The organism is Pseudoalteromonas sp. SG41-1 (assembly GCF_014164575.1).
GTDB classification, from domain to species: domain Bacteria; phylum Pseudomonadota; class Gammaproteobacteria; order Enterobacterales; family Alteromonadaceae; genus Pseudoalteromonas; species Pseudoalteromonas rhizosphaerae.
Genome location: NZ_JACJFL010000001.1, coordinates 233,755 through 250,189, shown reverse-complemented (window position 1 = coordinate 250,189; position 16,435 = coordinate 233,755). Strand labels below are relative to the sequence as shown.

Sequence of the window (16,435 nt, the reverse complement as noted above, 5' to 3'; positions counted from 1 at the left end):
CGTTGCGCGTAAAAAATTTAAAGTTTGCGTGGATAAGTCGCAGAACAACACGTCTGCGACTCAATTATAGCGAAGTGTAATTAGTAACGTTTTTTAGGTGCTTTTAGTTGTGAATCAAATTCATCAGGAAATAAAATCGTGCCGTCGTCTTCTTCAGTTGGAAAAACGGCGATAAGTAAGTCATCTTGTTCAAGACCGGGTGTCCATCGGGTTGTCCAATCTTTCAATGGAATTGCTTTAGCTGTGCAATTTTCCCACTCACCGGTAGCCCATGCCTCGGCATAAATACGTTCAGGCCATACCGGCACACAATCATCATCTTCGTTGGCGAGCATAACACAGCCATCGTCGTCATTTAATATCCACACTTGTTTGAACTCTTGGACGGTCTCAAACATAAAAGCCAATCTTTTTTTGGCTCCTAAATTTAAGATTGTCTCGAATTTTTCAGATGCGGTTGCAGTTGCATTACTCATTAATAGACTCTCTCTAGAATGGCTTAGGTATAGTATATTGACTAATATGACAAAATGTCGATTAGTTAAAAATTAATTACACATTGCGTGGTATAAATCGTCGGCGAGTTGGCTTAGATCTTGTTCGCAGCGGTTAGTCAGTGCATAGGTTCGCAAGCCGTAAAGGCCCATTGCTAAAAAACGAGCTAGATGCTCAGCTGTGCGTGTGTTTGGTATTTCACCTTCTTTTATCGCGCGCTCAAATTGTTCGGCGAGGGCGTTTTCATAGGCGTTTAAATTTGTCATCAGTACGTGGCTGATCTGTGAATCTTGCCCTTCAACTTCACTAATACTTTTAGTCAGTAAACATACTTTCATCGCATCACCACTGATGCACTCGTTGACTATTGAGTCTAAGTATTGGCGTAGGCTTGGTAAAACGGGTTTATGTTGACAAAAAAGTGCCGTAAATTGCTGATTTCGATCAGCCTGATATTGCTCAATAGCTGCTAAAAAAATACCTTTTTTATTGCCAAACGCAGCATATAAAGATCCCGGATGAAGCGCTGTAACTTGCGTTAATTTTTGCATACTCGTTTTAGCATAACCGTGTTGCATAAAAGCCAGCATCGCTTGGCGAAGTACAAATTCACGGTCAAATTCGGCTATTCTCATAGGGCGCTCTGTTGCATTCTATTTGACTTATAAGGTGTAGATGGGGTTAGTTTACTTAATCTTGAACAAATATTCAAAAATAGACTTGAATGTTTTATTGTTCGCCCTTATCTTGAATGTACACTCAAGATAAGGATTGATAAGAATGACCACTGATCTACTGCAACCGTTTAAGCTTAATGACACGATTGAATTACAAAACCGTATACTTATGGCACCGCTAACGCGTTGTATGGCTGACGATAACTTAGTGCCAACCCAAGCGATGGTTGATTACTACGCACGCCGTGCTGAAGCCGGTTTAATAATTAGTGAAGCCACGATTATTCGCCCTGATGCGCAAGGTTACCCGAATACGCCAGGTTTATTTACCAGCGCACAAATTCAAGGCTGGAAAAAAGTAACCGATGCTGTGCATGAGCAGGGCGGTAAAATGTTTGCACAACTTTGGCATGTTGGTCGGGTTGCACATCCACACTTTTTTGATGGCGACGTTTTAGCCCCATCTGCGATTGGTGTTGAAGGCTCTGTACCACGTATGCGTGAGCTTACTTATATTACCCCAAAAGCAGCAACCACTGCCGATATTAAGTCATTAATTGCAGATTATGCAAAGGCTGCAGAGAATGCGCTTGAAGCAGGGTTTGATGGCGTTGAGATCCATGGTGCGAATGGTTACTTAATCGATCAGTTTTTACATTATGCAGCCAATGAGCGTGATGATGAATACGGGCAAACTCCAGAGAATATGTCGCGTTTTGCACTTGAAGTTGTTGATGCGGTAATTAATGTCATCGGCGCAGATAAAACTGGGCTACGTTTATCTCCTGGTGCTTACTTTAATATGAGCGAAGATAGCCGCGATAAAGCGGTATTTGATTACCTCTTAAATGAGTTGAATAGCCGATCTCTCGCTTACTTACATGGCGGTATTTTTGACGATAGCATGCGCTTTGCAAGCCTTGCAGATAAAACGACGTCAGAATATTTACGTGCAGCTTATTCAGGTACTTTAGTGGGTGTTGGTAGCTATGATTTTGACACGGCTAAAGCTGCGATTAACGCCAATAAGTTTGATTTAATTGCTATTGGTCGCCCGTTTATTGCAAACCCAGATTACATCAGTAAAATCAAAAATGCTGAAGAAGTGGTTCCGTATAGTGATGAAATGCTGGCTGAACTAATTTAAACGTAGTTTGTTTTAGTTACTAAACCACCTACTTCTGTAGGTGGTTGCATTAACGCCATACATGTTGATTGCAAACTCGTTTTAGGTATTTATTTGCGATTAGCAATATTGCTTTTTAATCGTTACTAATGCTGTGAAAAATACTCTTTCGTATTGATTTAACTCCCTCTCTATTTCCTACAAATATTACCGCGATAGACTGTTATTTAAATTATAATATCTTTATATGTTAATTGTTTAAGCTGCATTGTTGCCATAAATAATCAATATATTTGTCACTGTTACGTCAATTTTTTCGAGCTTTTTTGTCATATATTCCCTCCATACTTTGCCCGTATACAAAACAATAATTGCAAATGGGACAACAATGCGTACTTTTACTAAAAGATCGACTTTAAGCTTAGCAATCGCTTTAGCGTTTTCAACTAATAGCTTTGCAAATACCAATGAAATAGAAGAAGTCACGGTAGTGGCAAAACCAACGAGCTATGCAAATAGTGTGATTGAGCAATCAATGATTGAACAGCAGAGTTCGGTATCAAGTGTATTATCGGTGATGGATAACCTACCGGGAATTAGTATTAACGAAGGTGATGCATTTGGTGGTGATGATTGGTCTACCACTATTACGATGCGCGGCTTTAGTATCGATGGTAACCAACAGCAGTTAGGTATGACGGTTGATGGTATTCCAAACGGCGGCTCTAATTATGGCGGTGGTGCAAAAGCTAATCGCTACCTAGACAGCGAAAACTTAGCCACGGTTGAAGTGGGACAAGGTACCTCAGATATCGCCTCAGCATCACTTGAAGCACTCGGTGGTACGTTTAATTTTGTTAGTAAAGATCCTAGCCTTGAGCGAGGAACTACATTTGCTTACACCAATGGTGACCATGATGCGACCCGTTATTATTTTAAGCATGAAACTGGCACTCTCTTTGATAACACGCAAGCTTATGTGAGTTATTCACAAACCAATACTAGCCGCTGGATAGGTGATGGCAGTAATGGCGGTAAAGATAATCAACATGCTGAGGCTAAATTTGTATCTAACTTTAATGCGCTGACTGTAACAGGGCGTTTATCGTATGATGATGTAAGTGAGACCAACTATAACAGTGTGAGCTTGCAGCAATTTGCGCAAACACCAAATTGGGATCAACTAACTTGGAATTGGACTGGCGTGCCACACTTTGACCAAATGTTTGCAGAAGGTTGGGGTACATTGCGTGAAAATGCGTTAGGTTACGTAAAGTTTGAATACGCAATCTCACCTTCGTCATTATTAACAATCAGCCCTTATTACCATAAAAACTCAGGGCGTGGTGATTGGATCCCACCTTATTTAACATCACCTGTCGACAAAGACGGTAATCCAACAACCGAAGGCGGCACAAATGCTGGCTCATATGGTTTTGCAGATAGCCAAGGTAAGCCATTAACGCCTAACGCAAATTGTACAGACACACTCAGTTGGCCATGGGATTCAGGCACAGGGTTGAATCCGGCGTGTTACCCAGATTCGGCAATACCGGTAATGTCATATCGCCATACACACTATGACAAGGACCGTTTAGGTTTAACCGCCGATTATAAATTAACCTTAGGGATGCACGATATTGAAGCAGGTATTTGGCTTGAGCAAACTGATCGTGACGAATCTCGTGATTGGCATAAAGTTATTGACGCTCGCGTGTATCATCACTTTGATAGCACCCCATACTGGACGCAATATAAAAATACTTTTGAAACAGATACCTTTAAGTGGTACGTACAAGATTCTATCAGCCTAGGCGATTTTACAGTTAATCTTGGCGCTAAACAGTATTTAGTTGAATTACAAAAATACGATCATTTTGCAGATCTACGCTCTGATAAAATAAACAGTGATTCAGATGTGTTATTTAGTGCAGGTGCTTTGTACCAGCTAACTAGCAGCACTGAGTTATTTGCCAGTTTCAGTGAAAATTTCTCAGCAATTAAAGATGGTGTGCTGGAGCGTGATAGTTCTACACTCACAGAAATTGAACCAGAAACAGCTGAAAATATCGACTTTGGTGTACGTTATAAAGCAGACCGCTTGAGCCTAACTGCGACCGCTTATTCTATTGCCTTTGATAACCGTATCACCTTTATCGCACCTGGCAGTGATACCGGCGGGATTGATTATACGATAGGTACAAATGGCTCTTACATCAATGTAGGTGGTATTGACTCGCAAGGTATTGAACTATCAGCAAGTTATATGCTTACAAATGAATGGAATATTTATACTTCATATACTAATAACAGCTCTGAATACGCATCGCACGATCCAAGTGCCTACGATGCCGATGGTGTTATCCTCAAAGATGAAGACGGAAAAGCGCTACCGCCAAGCTTTAAAAAAGGCGATGACGTTATCGATTCACCAAGCGATATGTTTGTGCTTTCGACCGATTATTACAGTGGCGACTTCCGCTTTGGTATATCCGCTAAATATACCGGTGAACGCTTAGGTGCATTTTTAGATGAGCAAACTCGTACACGTAATAAAGTTGATGGTTATACCGTGCTTGATATCAATGCCGGTTATGCCGCAGACGTCAATGCCGGCCCATTTAAATCAATCGATATTGCTTTTGCTGTCACTAACGTAACAGATAAACAGTATTTAGCGGGTGGGACAGGTAATGGCAGCACTTATTTTATTGGTGCACCACGAACTGCAGCACTTACATTTACTGCTAATTTTTAAGCCCTAATTATAAAAATAATAACCAAAACCCATCCTTGTTGATGGGTTTTTATTGATAGGAATACTATGAAAGCAATAGCTAAACTGGCCGTAATAGGCTGTACATTAATGGTAAGTCATATTGTCAAAGCCAGTGATAATGTCGTACTTGTGACGCTTGATGGTGTGCGCTGGCAAGAGGTATTTAACGGCGCCGATAAAAAATTGTTAGCAAATCCCGATTTTGTTAAACAGCCAGAGCAATTGAAACAACAGTTTTGGCGCGATGACAAACACGCCCGACAAGCTCAGTTAATGCCATTTATTAGCAATACGATTGCTCAACACGGTGTGTTAATTGGCGATAGAGAGAATGGTTCAACAATGTCGGTGAGTAACCCGTGGTATTTTTCATACCCAGGCTACAGTGAGATCTTAACTGGCAGTGTTGATGAGGCAATTAACAGTAATGATAAAACGCCAAATCCAAATAAAACTATTTTAGAGCGATTAGAGCAACGCGCTGACTATAAAAATAAAACCGCCTTATTTGGCAGTTGGGATGTATTTCCGTTTATTGTTAATACCAAACGCAGCGACGTATATGTAAATGCGGGTTTTATGCCAATTGAGGCAGACTTATTTGCCGATGCGCCACTATTAAATGCTTTACAACAGGAGATCCCAAGTCCTTGGCATAATGTGCGTTTAGACAGTTTTACATATCGTTTTGCCAAAGCTTATATGCTGGCAAAAAAGCCTAAGTTATTAGTGATCAGCTTAGGTGAAACCGATGATTTTGCCCATGATGGTCATTACGATCACTATTTGCAGTCGGCTAAACAAAGTGACGCTTTTATCAAAGACTTATGGCAAACCATTCAGACTACACCTGGCTATAAAAATAACACAACGCTTATTATCACCACGGATCATGGCCGTGGCAGTAACGCTAATGATTGGCAGCATCATAGTTCAAAACAAGCAATGGCAAAATCGGAGCAAGGTCGTAAAGCTTTTCCTGAGGGAATTATTGGCTCTGAGCATATTTGGTTAGCTGCAATTGGCCCAGATATTAAACCGCAAGGTTTATTAAAAACAACAACAGAGCTCAAACAAGCACAAGTTGCGGCAACGATTTTAACCGTACTTGGCGAAAATCCTAAGCAGCTTAATCCCGCTATGGCGGATGCAATTGATGAGATTTTAAAATGAAGCATTTAATTAAAGCGGCCGCATTGGTAAGCATTGTTGCGAGTTTTTCAGTATTAAGTACACCGCAAAAACTAACGCCGCAAAAAATACTGTTTGGCTCATGTGGGCATCAAGATAAAGATATTCCGATTTTTGACGCGATCAATAAAGAGCAGGCAGATTTGTTTATCTTTTTGGGTGATAACATCTACGGCGACACCAACGATATGCGCGTACTTGCCGATAAATATCAGCGCTTAGGCGCTAAGCCCGGTTTTAAAACGTTAAAAGCACAGACTCCCCTTATTGCCATGTGGGATGATCATGATTTTGGCCAAAATGATGCAGGTAAAGAGTACCCACATAAAGAACAGTCTCGGAAAATTATGCTCGACTTTTGGCAAGAGCCAACGGGTTCAGTGCGTCGCACACGTGCCGATGGGATTTATACCTCGTATATGTATGGCGAAGGTGAGCACACGATACAAGTGATCATGCCTGATCTGCGTTGGAACCGCGATGCACTTAACCACGTTAGTGAAACACAATACAAGACTGAGCGTAAAGCGAATAATCAAGGGCCTTATAGCCCAAGTGAAGTAAAAGGCGCATCGATGTTAGGTGAGGCGCAGTGGCAATGGCTTGAACAAGAGCTTAAAAAGCCTGCTGCAATTAAACTGATTGCTTCGAGCTTACAGTTACTGCCTGACTTTACCGGCTGGGAGTCATGGGCTAATTTTCCGGAGGATAGAAACCGTTTATTTGCGTTAATTAAAAAACACAAAGTAAACGGCGTGGTAATTATCAGTGGTGACACACACTGGGGAGAGATATCAAGGTATGAACAGAACCTTGATTATCCACTGATTGAAATGACCAGCTCAGGCCTTACTGAAAAATGGAAAAACGTCAGTCCTAATAAACACCGCGTGGGGAAGTTCACACATGACGTTAATTACGGTGATTTAAGCATTGATTGGCAACAAACAGATCCAGCTATTTCACTCCAGCTAAAAGGCATTGATGGCGATGTGATCATGCAAAGCCAATTTAGCTTATCAAGTATTAGCCCATATAAATAATGACTCCCTCAGAAAATAAAACGGACAGTAGCTATACTGTGCGTATAAAAAGTGAGTTAATTATTGTGCTAACTCGCTGATTTATTAATGCCAATTAGCGACAATGGCTACCCCTATAATTGAAAATATCTTACACTGTTTTTATCTCAAGCAAGAACAGTGTCGCTATGCTCAATATTATTCAATCTAACCGTATGGAAGCCCTGCAAGCGCAGTTTCATCAGCTTTTAAAAGTAAACCCATTAAGCAGCCCATTTGATAAAGAAGTGGTGTTGGTGCAATCTCCGGGTATGTCGCAGTGGCTGAAAATTGGTTTAAGTGAAAGTTTGGGGGTGGCAGCACAGGTAGATTTTCCACTGCCGTCGAGTTTCATTTGGCAGTTATACCAGCAGCTATTACCGAATGTACCCAAGGAGTCGGCGTTTAATAAACCTAATCTTGCTTGGAAGTTATTTGCTATTTTACCAAACTGCATTGATGAACCGTTATATTTACCCCTTAAAACCTACTTAGCAGGTGACACAGACGGTCAAAAAACCTTTGCTTTATGTGAAAAAATAGCCGATGTATATGACCAATATTTAATGTACCGTCCGCACTGGATAGCCACATGGGACAGCGGCACTGATAAATTAGATGATGTAGATATTAGTATCGCGCCGTGGCAGCCTGATCTGTGGCGAAAAATAGTAGCGCATAGTCAAGTGCTTGGGCAAAGTCAGTTTCATCGCGCCAATATGCAAGGGCAGTTATTAGCCGCGCTTGATAAAATGGACAGTAGCTTATTACCAAAGCGGATCAGTTTATTTGGTATTTCAGCCATTGCCAGTTCGCAACTTGATGTGTTTGATGCATTGAGTAAAAAAACTGAGGTGTTTTTATTCTTTTTTAATCCCAGCGAACATTATTGGGGGGATTTAATTGATGAAAAAACTGCAGCTAAAATAACGGCTAAATACGCCAAAATGCCATTGCTGGAAGCGCAGCAAAAAAAGCAAAGTGAGCCAGAGCAAGACTACTATTTTATTGGTAATCCGTTGTTATCATCGTGGGGTAAATTAGGCCGTGATTACTTTGAACAACTGGTACAGCGTGACGCAAGCTGGATTGATGGCTTTATTGATGTGTTTGACGACAGTTTACTTGGTCAAATTCAAAGCGAAATTTACCAGTTAGCGTTTAAAGGTGAATCCCTTACTGACAATAAAGAATGGTTTATAAACGATGAAGGTAAGCTTGCAATAAGCGCTACCGATACCAGCATTGCTCTAAGTGATTGCCATACTCCACTTAGAGAAGTTGAGCGTTTGCACGATTACTTACTTAATTTATTTAATCAAAACCCCGCACTCACCCCAAAAGATATTATAGTAATGATGCCGGATGTTGGCACTTATAGCCCTTACATCGAAGCGGTATTTGGTGGTGCGCAGGGTAACCGTTTTATTCCCTATGCGTTAGCCGATCTAGCCATTGAGCAAGAAAAACCGGTACTTAGTTCGTTTGCAAGTTTAGCAGATCTGCCGTTTTCGCGCTTTGGTGTGTCAGATATCCTTGATTTACTGCAAGTGACGCAAATAGCTGAAAAGTTTAGTGTTGAAGCGCACGAATATGAGCAAATTCAATATTGGCTTGAGCGTGTTGGCGTCAAGTGGGGAATAAACGCCGAGCATAAGCATAGCTTTGATTTACCCGCGATAGAATTAAATACCTGGCAACATGGCTTAAACCGCTTATTGTTAGGTATCGCCCAACGTGATGAACAATGCCCGTTTAATGGCATATATAGCGCTGATGAAGTGGAAGGGATGGCACTTGATACACTCAATAAATTAGTGCATTTTATTGATGTATTGCAACACTTTAAACACAGGCTCACCCCAGACGACACGCTAACTAATAAAACCCTTATCCTGAGTGAACTATTAACGGCTATTTACGAGAGCGAAAGCGACGATAGCTGGGATTTAATGGTACTGCAAAAGGTGCTCGAAGAGCTGCAAAAGCACCATGATAATGGCGATTACACGCAAGTAGTGTCGCAGCGTATTGTGAGTTATTTAATTAAACAAGGCATTCAAGAAAAAGGTGTAGGGCAACGCTTTTTAGTCGGCCAAGTGAACTTTTGTACGCTAATGCCAATGCGTGCTGTGCCATTTAAAGTGGTGTGTATGTTAGGGCTTAACGATGCCGATTACCCACGAACTGTGCAGCCGATTGGTTTTGATTTAGTGCCTTATTCGAAAAAGCAAAAAGGTGACCGATCGCGCAAATTAGATGACCGTTACTTATTTTTAGAAGCGCTGCTCAGTGCCCGTGATAACTTATACATGAGCTATATTGGCCGTTCATGTTTTGATAATCAACCGCGTATGCCATCAACCTTAGTGAGTGAATTACTAGAATACATTGGCCGCAGTTTCAAATTTGCTGAGCCAAGTGAGCAAACCTTGCCTGAGTGTTTGATCAATAAACAGCATTTACAGCCTTTTAATAGCCTAAATTATCAGGCAGATACCACTAATACGCTGCAATCCAATCACAGTTATAATCCAATTTGGTTACCCGCTCAGGCGATAATCCCAGAGCCACTGACGGCGCTTGAGGTCAGCGCACCTGAACATCTTGAGCTGGATATGTTTATCCGCAGCGTATGCAATGCACAAGAGAGTTTTTATCAGCAAAGTTTAGGGTTGCGTTTAGCACAATTTAACGAAGTAGCTAAAGATGAAGAGCCATTTAGTTTAGACGCACTGCAGCGTTATTTTTATCTCGACGAAATACTCGAAGCGGCTATTTTTGAGCAGCCCCTTAGTCGTGAGCAAATACTGCAACGAGGCGAGTTACCGCAGGCGCATGTTGGAGATTTAATCTTTGAGAAAATGCAGCACCGGGTTGATGCACTGGCAGGGCAAGTTAAAGAGCACATCAAGGGCGGCAAAAATGAACCGATTGAAGTTGCGCTAACACTTCACAGTGATAACAACAGTACTGAGCTTGAAGGCTGGTTAAATCATCTTTATCAGCACAAACAAGTGTTTTATCGCAGTGCCAGTATCAAGGCAAAAGATCTCATCAAGGGCTTTATATATCACCTTGTTGCGCAGTGCGTGGATCAACATGTAGAAACTGTATTACTTGGGCTTGATAAACAAATCACTTTTGCAGCTTTGGATAAAGCAGATGCCCAAGCACTGTTGCAAGATTGGTTTACTTTATATAACGCGCTACTTAAAGAACCAGTGGCGTTTTTTCCTGTGAGTGGCTATGAGTACGTAAAAAGTGGTGGCGATATTGGCAAAGCAATGAGCAAATTTAGCCCACAATATATTGGCCGAGGCGAGGGCGAGAACCCCTATATTCGCTTAACAACGCAATCGTTGAATGAGTGCCAAGAGGAATTTATACGCTGGTGCGATATGCTACTTGCGCCGTTATTTGCACATGCAAAGGAGAGTGACCATGCAAGCGCTTAATCCACTTACGATGCCGCTTATTGGGCAAAGTCTCATTGAAGCCAGTGCAGGCACCGGTAAAACTTATACTATTACAGGTTTATATTTACGTTATTTACTCGGCATGCAAATCGCGCAACAACACTCATCGCCCGTAAATACTCCGTTGAGTGTTGAACAAATATTGGTCGTTACGTTTACCGATGCCGCCACCCAAGAAATTAAAGACCGTGTGCGCACTCGTATTATAGCAGCACGTGATGCACTGCTTGGCCAAGCAACAGAGGATGAGCTGATCAATGCTGTGATCGCCACAATCGATGATAAACACCGTGCATTTGATTTGCTCGATGCCGCCGCTAAATCGATGGATGAAGCAGCAATATTCACCATTCATGGTTTTTGCCAACGAATGTTAAAACAGCATGCGTTTGAGTCTGGTGTGGCGTTTAATTTGGAGTTTATTTTAGATCAACGAGAGATCTTGCTTGAAACCATTAAAGATTTTTGGCGAGTGTTTGTATATCCACTCAATAAAGAAAAAACTGATGCAATTTTAGAGGTATTTGCTGCCCCTGAAGCGTTATTTAGTAAAGTGGCGAACATACTTAATAAAGGCAATGCGCTGGTTACTCCGCAAATAAAACTAGATGATGTGTGGCAAGCACGCGAGCTATATCTTGGTAAAGTCGCGAGCTTTAAAAAAGCCTGCCTTGATAGCGAATTTATTGCAGCTGTAAAAAGCTCTGGCTTAAGTGGTGCCAAAACACCTGCACGTAAAGGCAGCCTTGCAGCGCTTGAGGCATTTTGTAAAGGTGATGAGCTATTTTTTGAGTTTGGTACAAACAAGTACTCTTATGAAATATGGAGTACTGAAAACCTCAGTGACGAAGCTAATTATAAAAAAAATCAGCCTTTGTTTAGTCATGTAATGCTTAGCCAGTTTGATGAAATGGCTAAGCTTGTTAACACCGTTAATCAAGGCTTGGCAATCGCTATTGTGCAACATGCGGCAAGTTGGGTTAAACAAGCCATTGTAAAACGCAAGCAAGAGCAAAGCGTTATAACTCCTGATGATTTATTAACTAATTTGCACAGTGCACTCAATACAGAGCAAGGCGCAGCACTGGCAGAAAAAATAGCGCAGTTGTTCCCGGTAGCGATGATTGATGAGTTTCAAGATACTGATCCCATTCAGTACGGTATTTTTAGTAAAATTTATAGCCAAGAAAACACAACGCTTGCCATGATAGGCGACCCTAAACAAGCTATTTACGGTTTTAGGGGCGCGGATATTTTTACGTACATTGGTGCTAAACACGAAGTGGCAAAGGAGCAGCAATTTACCCTTGGTACTAACTTTCGTTCCAGTAGCGATGTGGTTGCAAGCGTCAATGCACTGTTTAGTAAACACGATAACAGCTTTATTTATAACGATGCGATCCCGTTTAATCGCGTGGCGGCACAAGGTAAAAAAGCCGATAAATCGTTTTTAATTGATGGCCAACCTGCCACCGCCTTTGAGTTTTGTGTGTTTGCAGATAGCGCCGCAGATGAAAAAAATAAACCAACTAATAAAGGCATTGGCCAGCAACATTTAGCTAGCTATTTTGCCAATAAAATAGTGATCTTACTTGAGCAAGCACAGCAAGGGCGTGCGTGTATTGCGAATAAGCCAGTCACGGCGGCAGATATTTGTATTTTGGTGCGTGATCGGGTTGAAGCGCAAATTATGAAAAAAGCCCTCAGTGATGCCAAAATTGCGAGCGTGTACTTATCCCGTGAGAGTGTATTTAGCCAAGAGCTGAGCCATCATTTACTTAATTTTTTATCGGCTTTACATGGCCAATACAACGAATCACTGTTGCGCGGCGTGTTAGCTGGGCCACTATTTTGCTTAAGTTATAATGACATTTATGCCTTGGCTGATGATGAAGCACAGTGGCAAGAGCATCTTAACTTTTTTGCTTACTTGAGCTCTATTTGGTACAAACAAGGTGCTATGGCTATGCTTGAGCACTTACTCAGTCACAATCAATTAAGCGCGAAATGGCAAGGGCTGGGTTACAACGTTGAGCGTTGGCTGACCGATTTTCGTCATTTAGGCGAGATCCTACAGCAAAAACAAATCGAGCTAGAGGGTACTTTACGGTTATTGCGTTGGTTTGCGCAGCAAGTAAGTCAACAAGATGGTGAAACCGTGCAAGTACGCCTTGAGAGTGATGCCAATTTGGTAAAAATAGTCACTATGCATGCTTCAAAAGGGCTTGAATACCCGCTGGTATTTATGCCATTTGCCAGCGGGTATCGTGAAACGAAAGATGCGTTGTATCATCAAGATGGCCAGCTGATTTACGATCTCAGTAAAAATGACGATGCGTTACAAAAAGCGGAGCAAGAACGCCTAGCTGAAGATTTACGGTTATTGTATGTTGCACTCACTCGCGCCGTTCATTACTGCGCAATTGGTATGTATAACCTAGGCCAAGGACAAAGTAGTCGGTTGGCAATTCAAAGTAGCTCCTTAGGGCATGTATTATTTGCAGGACTTGATATCACCAGTAGTTTAGTGTGGCGCACGCATTTACAAGAGTTTTGTGCAGACAAACCAGCCATGAGCTATCAACAGTTTACTAGGGAAGAGTTATCTCAGCAGGGTGCATTATCACTGCAATCAAGCCAAACACAAAGTCACAGTGTGAGTGTTAATAAGGTTAAAGTTAAAATTGAACGTGATTGGCGCACCACCAGTTTTAGTGCGCTGAGTTTTAAAAGTCATAGCGAGCATTTAGAACCTGGGCGCAGCGACGAAGATCATCAAAAAGATGAGTTTGCAACGCAACAAGACGATATTCGCTCACCTTATAGCTTTCCCAAGGGGGCAAAACCGGGTAGTTGTTTACACGAGATTTTTGAACAACTAGATTTCACCAGCCCAGAGCAGCACCCCACAAACCATGAGCAAAACCTAAGCGTGGTAGTTGAGCGTAGCTTGAACAAATACCATATTAGTGAGCAATGGCAAGAAACAACTGAGCAATGGGTGCTTGCCGCGTTAAACTGCCCATTGAATGAAAACGGTTTAAGTTTAAGTAAATTAACGCCACGGGATTGTTTGGTTGAAATGGAGTTTAATCTGCCAATTACCAGTTTAACGGCAAAAGGCTTGAATGAAACATTGATTAAGCACTTTGGTTTTAATCAAAGTAGGCTCGATTTTTATGATGTAAAAGGCTTATTAAAAGGGTTTGTCGATTTAATATTTTGTCATAACGAGCAGTATTTTATTTTGGATTATAAGTCTAACTTTTTAGGCAATCAGCCTACTGATTATGAGCAAGAGCATTTAGAGCAAGCTATGAGTAGCCACCAGTACCATTTACAGTATCTAATTTACACCGTGGCATTGCATCGGTTATTAAAACAACGGATCAACAATTACAGCATTGAGCAGCATTTAGGTGGCGTATATTACACCTTTTTACGTGGTATGGCAGATGGAAAAGGTGTGTACTTTAAAAAGTTGACCGCCGAGCAAGTTATTATTTTAGATGGGCTTTTTAGTCAAGGCAGGGTTGCCCAAAGCATAGATGAGGCAACCGAAAATAGCCAAGGAGCAATGCTATGAGCGTGTTAGATACCAATACAGCCATTGCAACAGCAGCGACGAACGACGTACAAATAGTGCCATTATTTGATTACCTACTTAGCGAAAACCGGCTACGAATGGTTGATATAAAACTGGCAGAATTACTGTGTAGCAGTGAGCAAACTCAACAACCAAACGACGTTTATTCACTGCTTTTATTACTCTGTTTATCGCAGCAAAGTCAGCACAGCTGTTTAGATTTAGCGCAGGTAGATTGGCGTAATCCGTTTAATTTACGGCAAAGTGATTTTACCAAACTAGCGGGCATAATTCCTGACACACTCAGCCCGTTTAGCGACACATTTACCACCGCAGAGGCAATTAATTGCTTGCAAAACCATCCTAGTGTCGGGGAGACTAAACCGTTACAGTTACTTGAACAACGACTTTATTTTGCACGTCTAAGCGGTTATGAGCAAACACTGGCATCACGATTGTTGTTAATGAGTGAGCGTAAGCTCGATATTGATAGCGATAAGTTAACTCAGTTACTTTGTGACTATTTCCCCGAACAAGATGCACCAGAGCAAGGGCTCGATTGGCAAAAGGTTGCCTGTGCGATGGCAGCAACCAAAGGCTTTAGCGTTATTACCGGTGGCCCAGGAACAGGTAAAACCACGACCGTGACTAAGCTACTAGCAATTTTACAATCGCTTTATCAAAATGCCCCACTGAGTATTAAGTTGGTGGCACCGACAGGCAAAGCCGCTGCGCGATTAAGTGAATCAATCCTTGGGGCAAAACAACAGTTAAAAGATAAAATAAGCGCTGCTATTACGCCGCTGATCCCAGAAAGCGCGCAAACGATTCACCGGTTACTGGGGGTAAAACCGTTTACTAATAAGTTTAGGCATAACCGCAGTAATCCATTGCATTTAGATGTATTGATCATTGATGAAGCGTCGATGGTTGATTTATCGCTGATGGCTAAACTAATTGAGGCCTTACCAGAGCATGCGCGACTTATATTACTCGGTGACAAAGACCAGCTTGCCTCGGTTGATACCGGCAGTGTAATGAGCGATTTATGCCAAGGTTTAGTGCTTGGCCAAACACCAAGTTATTCAGAGGCGCGTTGCGCTGAACTAAACAGCTTATGCTTTAATAACCAGCGCAAATTAGTCGCAGGTAATAGTCAATTCAAACTGGCCGACTGTATCGCGTTTTTACAGCACAGTTACCGTTTCACTGCCGACAGCGGCATAGGGCAATTAGCATTAGCGGTTAATACCAATAACAGCGGCAAGCTCAATTATGTAGAGCAAGAGCTGAGCAGCGGCCAATTTAAAGACGTTATTTTAGACTATGACATTGTAAGTAAACCGATTGATAAACTAGTACAAAGCGCCGCCAGTAAATACGCTCAGTACCTTAATTTAATTAAACAACACGCGAGCGTACAAGACATACATAAAGCCTTTGCCAGCTACCAGTTGTTAGCCGCAGTACGCGAAGGCGATTACGGCGTTCATAGTTTAAATAAACGCATTGAAACGCAATTAAGCCAGCAAGGATTGATTAATGTAAACTCAAATCAGCGGCATTATTTGGGCATGCCGATTATGATTGCGCAAAACGATTATCAGCTAAAACTATTTAATGGAGATATTGGGATTTTAATGCACGACGACAGTGCCCAGCTCAAAGCCATATTTATTGACGAGCAGGGCAATCAACGGGCATTTTCACCAGCCAGACTACCTGCCCATGACACCGTTTATGTAATGACTATTCATAAATCACAAGGCTCAGAGTTTGCCTATACGGCTATGGTACTACCACCACAAAACCAAGCAACTGCCGGCATCAACCGCCAGTTAGTCTATACCGGCATTACCCGCGCTAAAAACACTTTCGAGCTGGTGGCTGATAAAAAAGTGTTGTTAATGGCAATGAATAAATCAGTCAGCAGGGCATCAGGATTGTATGAGAGGTTGGTGGAGCTTTGAAAGGGAAAGCTTTAAGTTTTAAGCTGCTTGATCTGACCCCGTTAAATTTATCATGTAGGTCAAGCTTTAGC

9 protein-coding genes are annotated in these 16,435 nt (G+C 41.8%); 7 read left to right on the top strand and 2 right to left on the bottom strand.

The features are described from left to right. Positions 1-80: 80 nt before the first annotated feature. Positions 81-476: a DUF2750 domain-containing protein gene (locus tag H5203_RS01085; protein ID WP_145233101.1), complete on the bottom strand. Its 396-nt coding sequence runs from the start codon at positions 474-476 to the stop codon at positions 81-83. A gap of 72 nt (positions 477-548) precedes the next feature. Beyond that, a complete protein-coding gene (locus tag H5203_RS01080; protein ID WP_145233102.1) occupies positions 549-1,130 on the bottom strand; it encodes a TetR/AcrR family transcriptional regulator in 582 nt (193 codons plus the stop codon). Positions 1,131-1,275: 145 nt separating this feature from the next. Here H5203_RS01080 and H5203_RS01075 point away from each other — a divergent pair, with 145 nt between their 5' ends. The 7 genes from H5203_RS01075 (at position 1,276) to recD (ending at position 16,364) form a co-directional block, all read left to right on the top strand. Continuing rightward, complete coding sequence (locus H5203_RS01075) at positions 1,276-2,319, top strand: alkene reductase (protein WP_182819216.1); 1,044 nt, start codon at positions 1,276-1,278, stop codon at positions 2,317-2,319. A 367-nt stretch (positions 2,320-2,686) separates the two neighbouring features. Beyond that, positions 2,687-5,056: a TonB-dependent receptor domain-containing protein gene (locus H5203_RS01070; RefSeq protein WP_182777665.1), complete on the top strand. Its 2,370-nt coding sequence runs from the start codon at positions 2,687-2,689 to the stop codon at positions 5,054-5,056. Positions 5,057-5,122: 66 nt separating this feature from the next. Next, positions 5,123-6,250: an alkaline phosphatase family protein gene (locus H5203_RS01065; protein ID WP_182757597.1), complete on the top strand. Its 1,128-nt coding sequence runs from the start codon at positions 5,123-5,125 to the stop codon at positions 6,248-6,250. Further along, the gene (locus H5203_RS01060; protein ID WP_182760883.1) at positions 6,247-7,311 is read left to right on the top strand and encodes an alkaline phosphatase D family protein; all 1,065 of its coding nucleotides are present in this window, start codon (positions 6,247-6,249) and stop codon (positions 7,309-7,311) included. The genes H5203_RS01065 and H5203_RS01060 overlap by 4 nt, the downstream gene beginning before the upstream one ends. Positions 7,312-7,478: 167 nt before the next feature. Next, complete coding sequence (gene recC / locus H5203_RS01055; protein WP_182819215.1) at positions 7,479-10,787, top strand: exodeoxyribonuclease V subunit gamma; 3,309 nt, start codon at positions 7,479-7,481, stop codon at positions 10,785-10,787. Next, the gene (gene recB, locus H5203_RS01050; protein WP_182819214.1) at positions 10,774-14,394 is read left to right on the top strand and encodes an exodeoxyribonuclease V subunit beta; all 3,621 of its coding nucleotides are present in this window, start codon (positions 10,774-10,776) and stop codon (positions 14,392-14,394) included. Before recC ends, recB begins: the two co-directional genes overlap by 14 nt. Continuing rightward, the gene (gene recD / locus H5203_RS01045; protein WP_182734284.1) at positions 14,391-16,364 is read left to right on the top strand and encodes an exodeoxyribonuclease V subunit alpha; all 1,974 of its coding nucleotides are present in this window, start codon (positions 14,391-14,393) and stop codon (positions 16,362-16,364) included. The genes recB and recD overlap by 4 nt, the downstream gene beginning before the upstream one ends. The last annotated feature ends 71 nt before the right edge of the window (positions 16,365-16,435 follow it).

Excerpts from the sequence above, each read along its gene's own strand:
- H5203_RS01065 (WP_182757597.1), top strand. The coding sequence starts at position 5,123 with ATGAAAGCAATAGCTAAACTGGCCGTAATAGGCTGTACATTAATGGTA.
- H5203_RS01070 (WP_182777665.1), top strand. The coding sequence starts at position 2,687 with ATGCGTACTTTTACTAAAAGATCGACTTTAAGCTTAGCAATCGCTTTA.
- H5203_RS01075 (WP_182819216.1), top strand. The coding sequence starts at position 1,276 with ATGACCACTGATCTACTGCAACCGTTTAAGCTTAATGACACGATTGAA.
- H5203_RS01080 (WP_145233102.1), bottom strand. The coding sequence starts at position 1,130 with ATGAGAATAGCCGAATTTGACCGTGAATTTGTACTTCGCCAAGCGATG.
- recD (WP_182734284.1), top strand. The coding sequence starts at position 14,391 with ATGAGCGTGTTAGATACCAATACAGCCATTGCAACAGCAGCGACGAAC.
- H5203_RS01085 (WP_145233101.1), bottom strand. The coding sequence starts at position 476 with ATGAGTAATGCAACTGCAACCGCATCTGAAAAATTCGAGACAATCTTA.
- recC (WP_182819215.1), top strand. The coding sequence starts at position 7,479 with ATGCTCAATATTATTCAATCTAACCGTATGGAAGCCCTGCAAGCGCAG.
- recB (WP_182819214.1), top strand. The coding sequence starts at position 10,774 with ATGCAAGCGCTTAATCCACTTACGATGCCGCTTATTGGGCAAAGTCTC.
- H5203_RS01060 (WP_182760883.1), top strand. The coding sequence starts at position 6,247 with ATGAAGCATTTAATTAAAGCGGCCGCATTGGTAAGCATTGTTGCGAGT.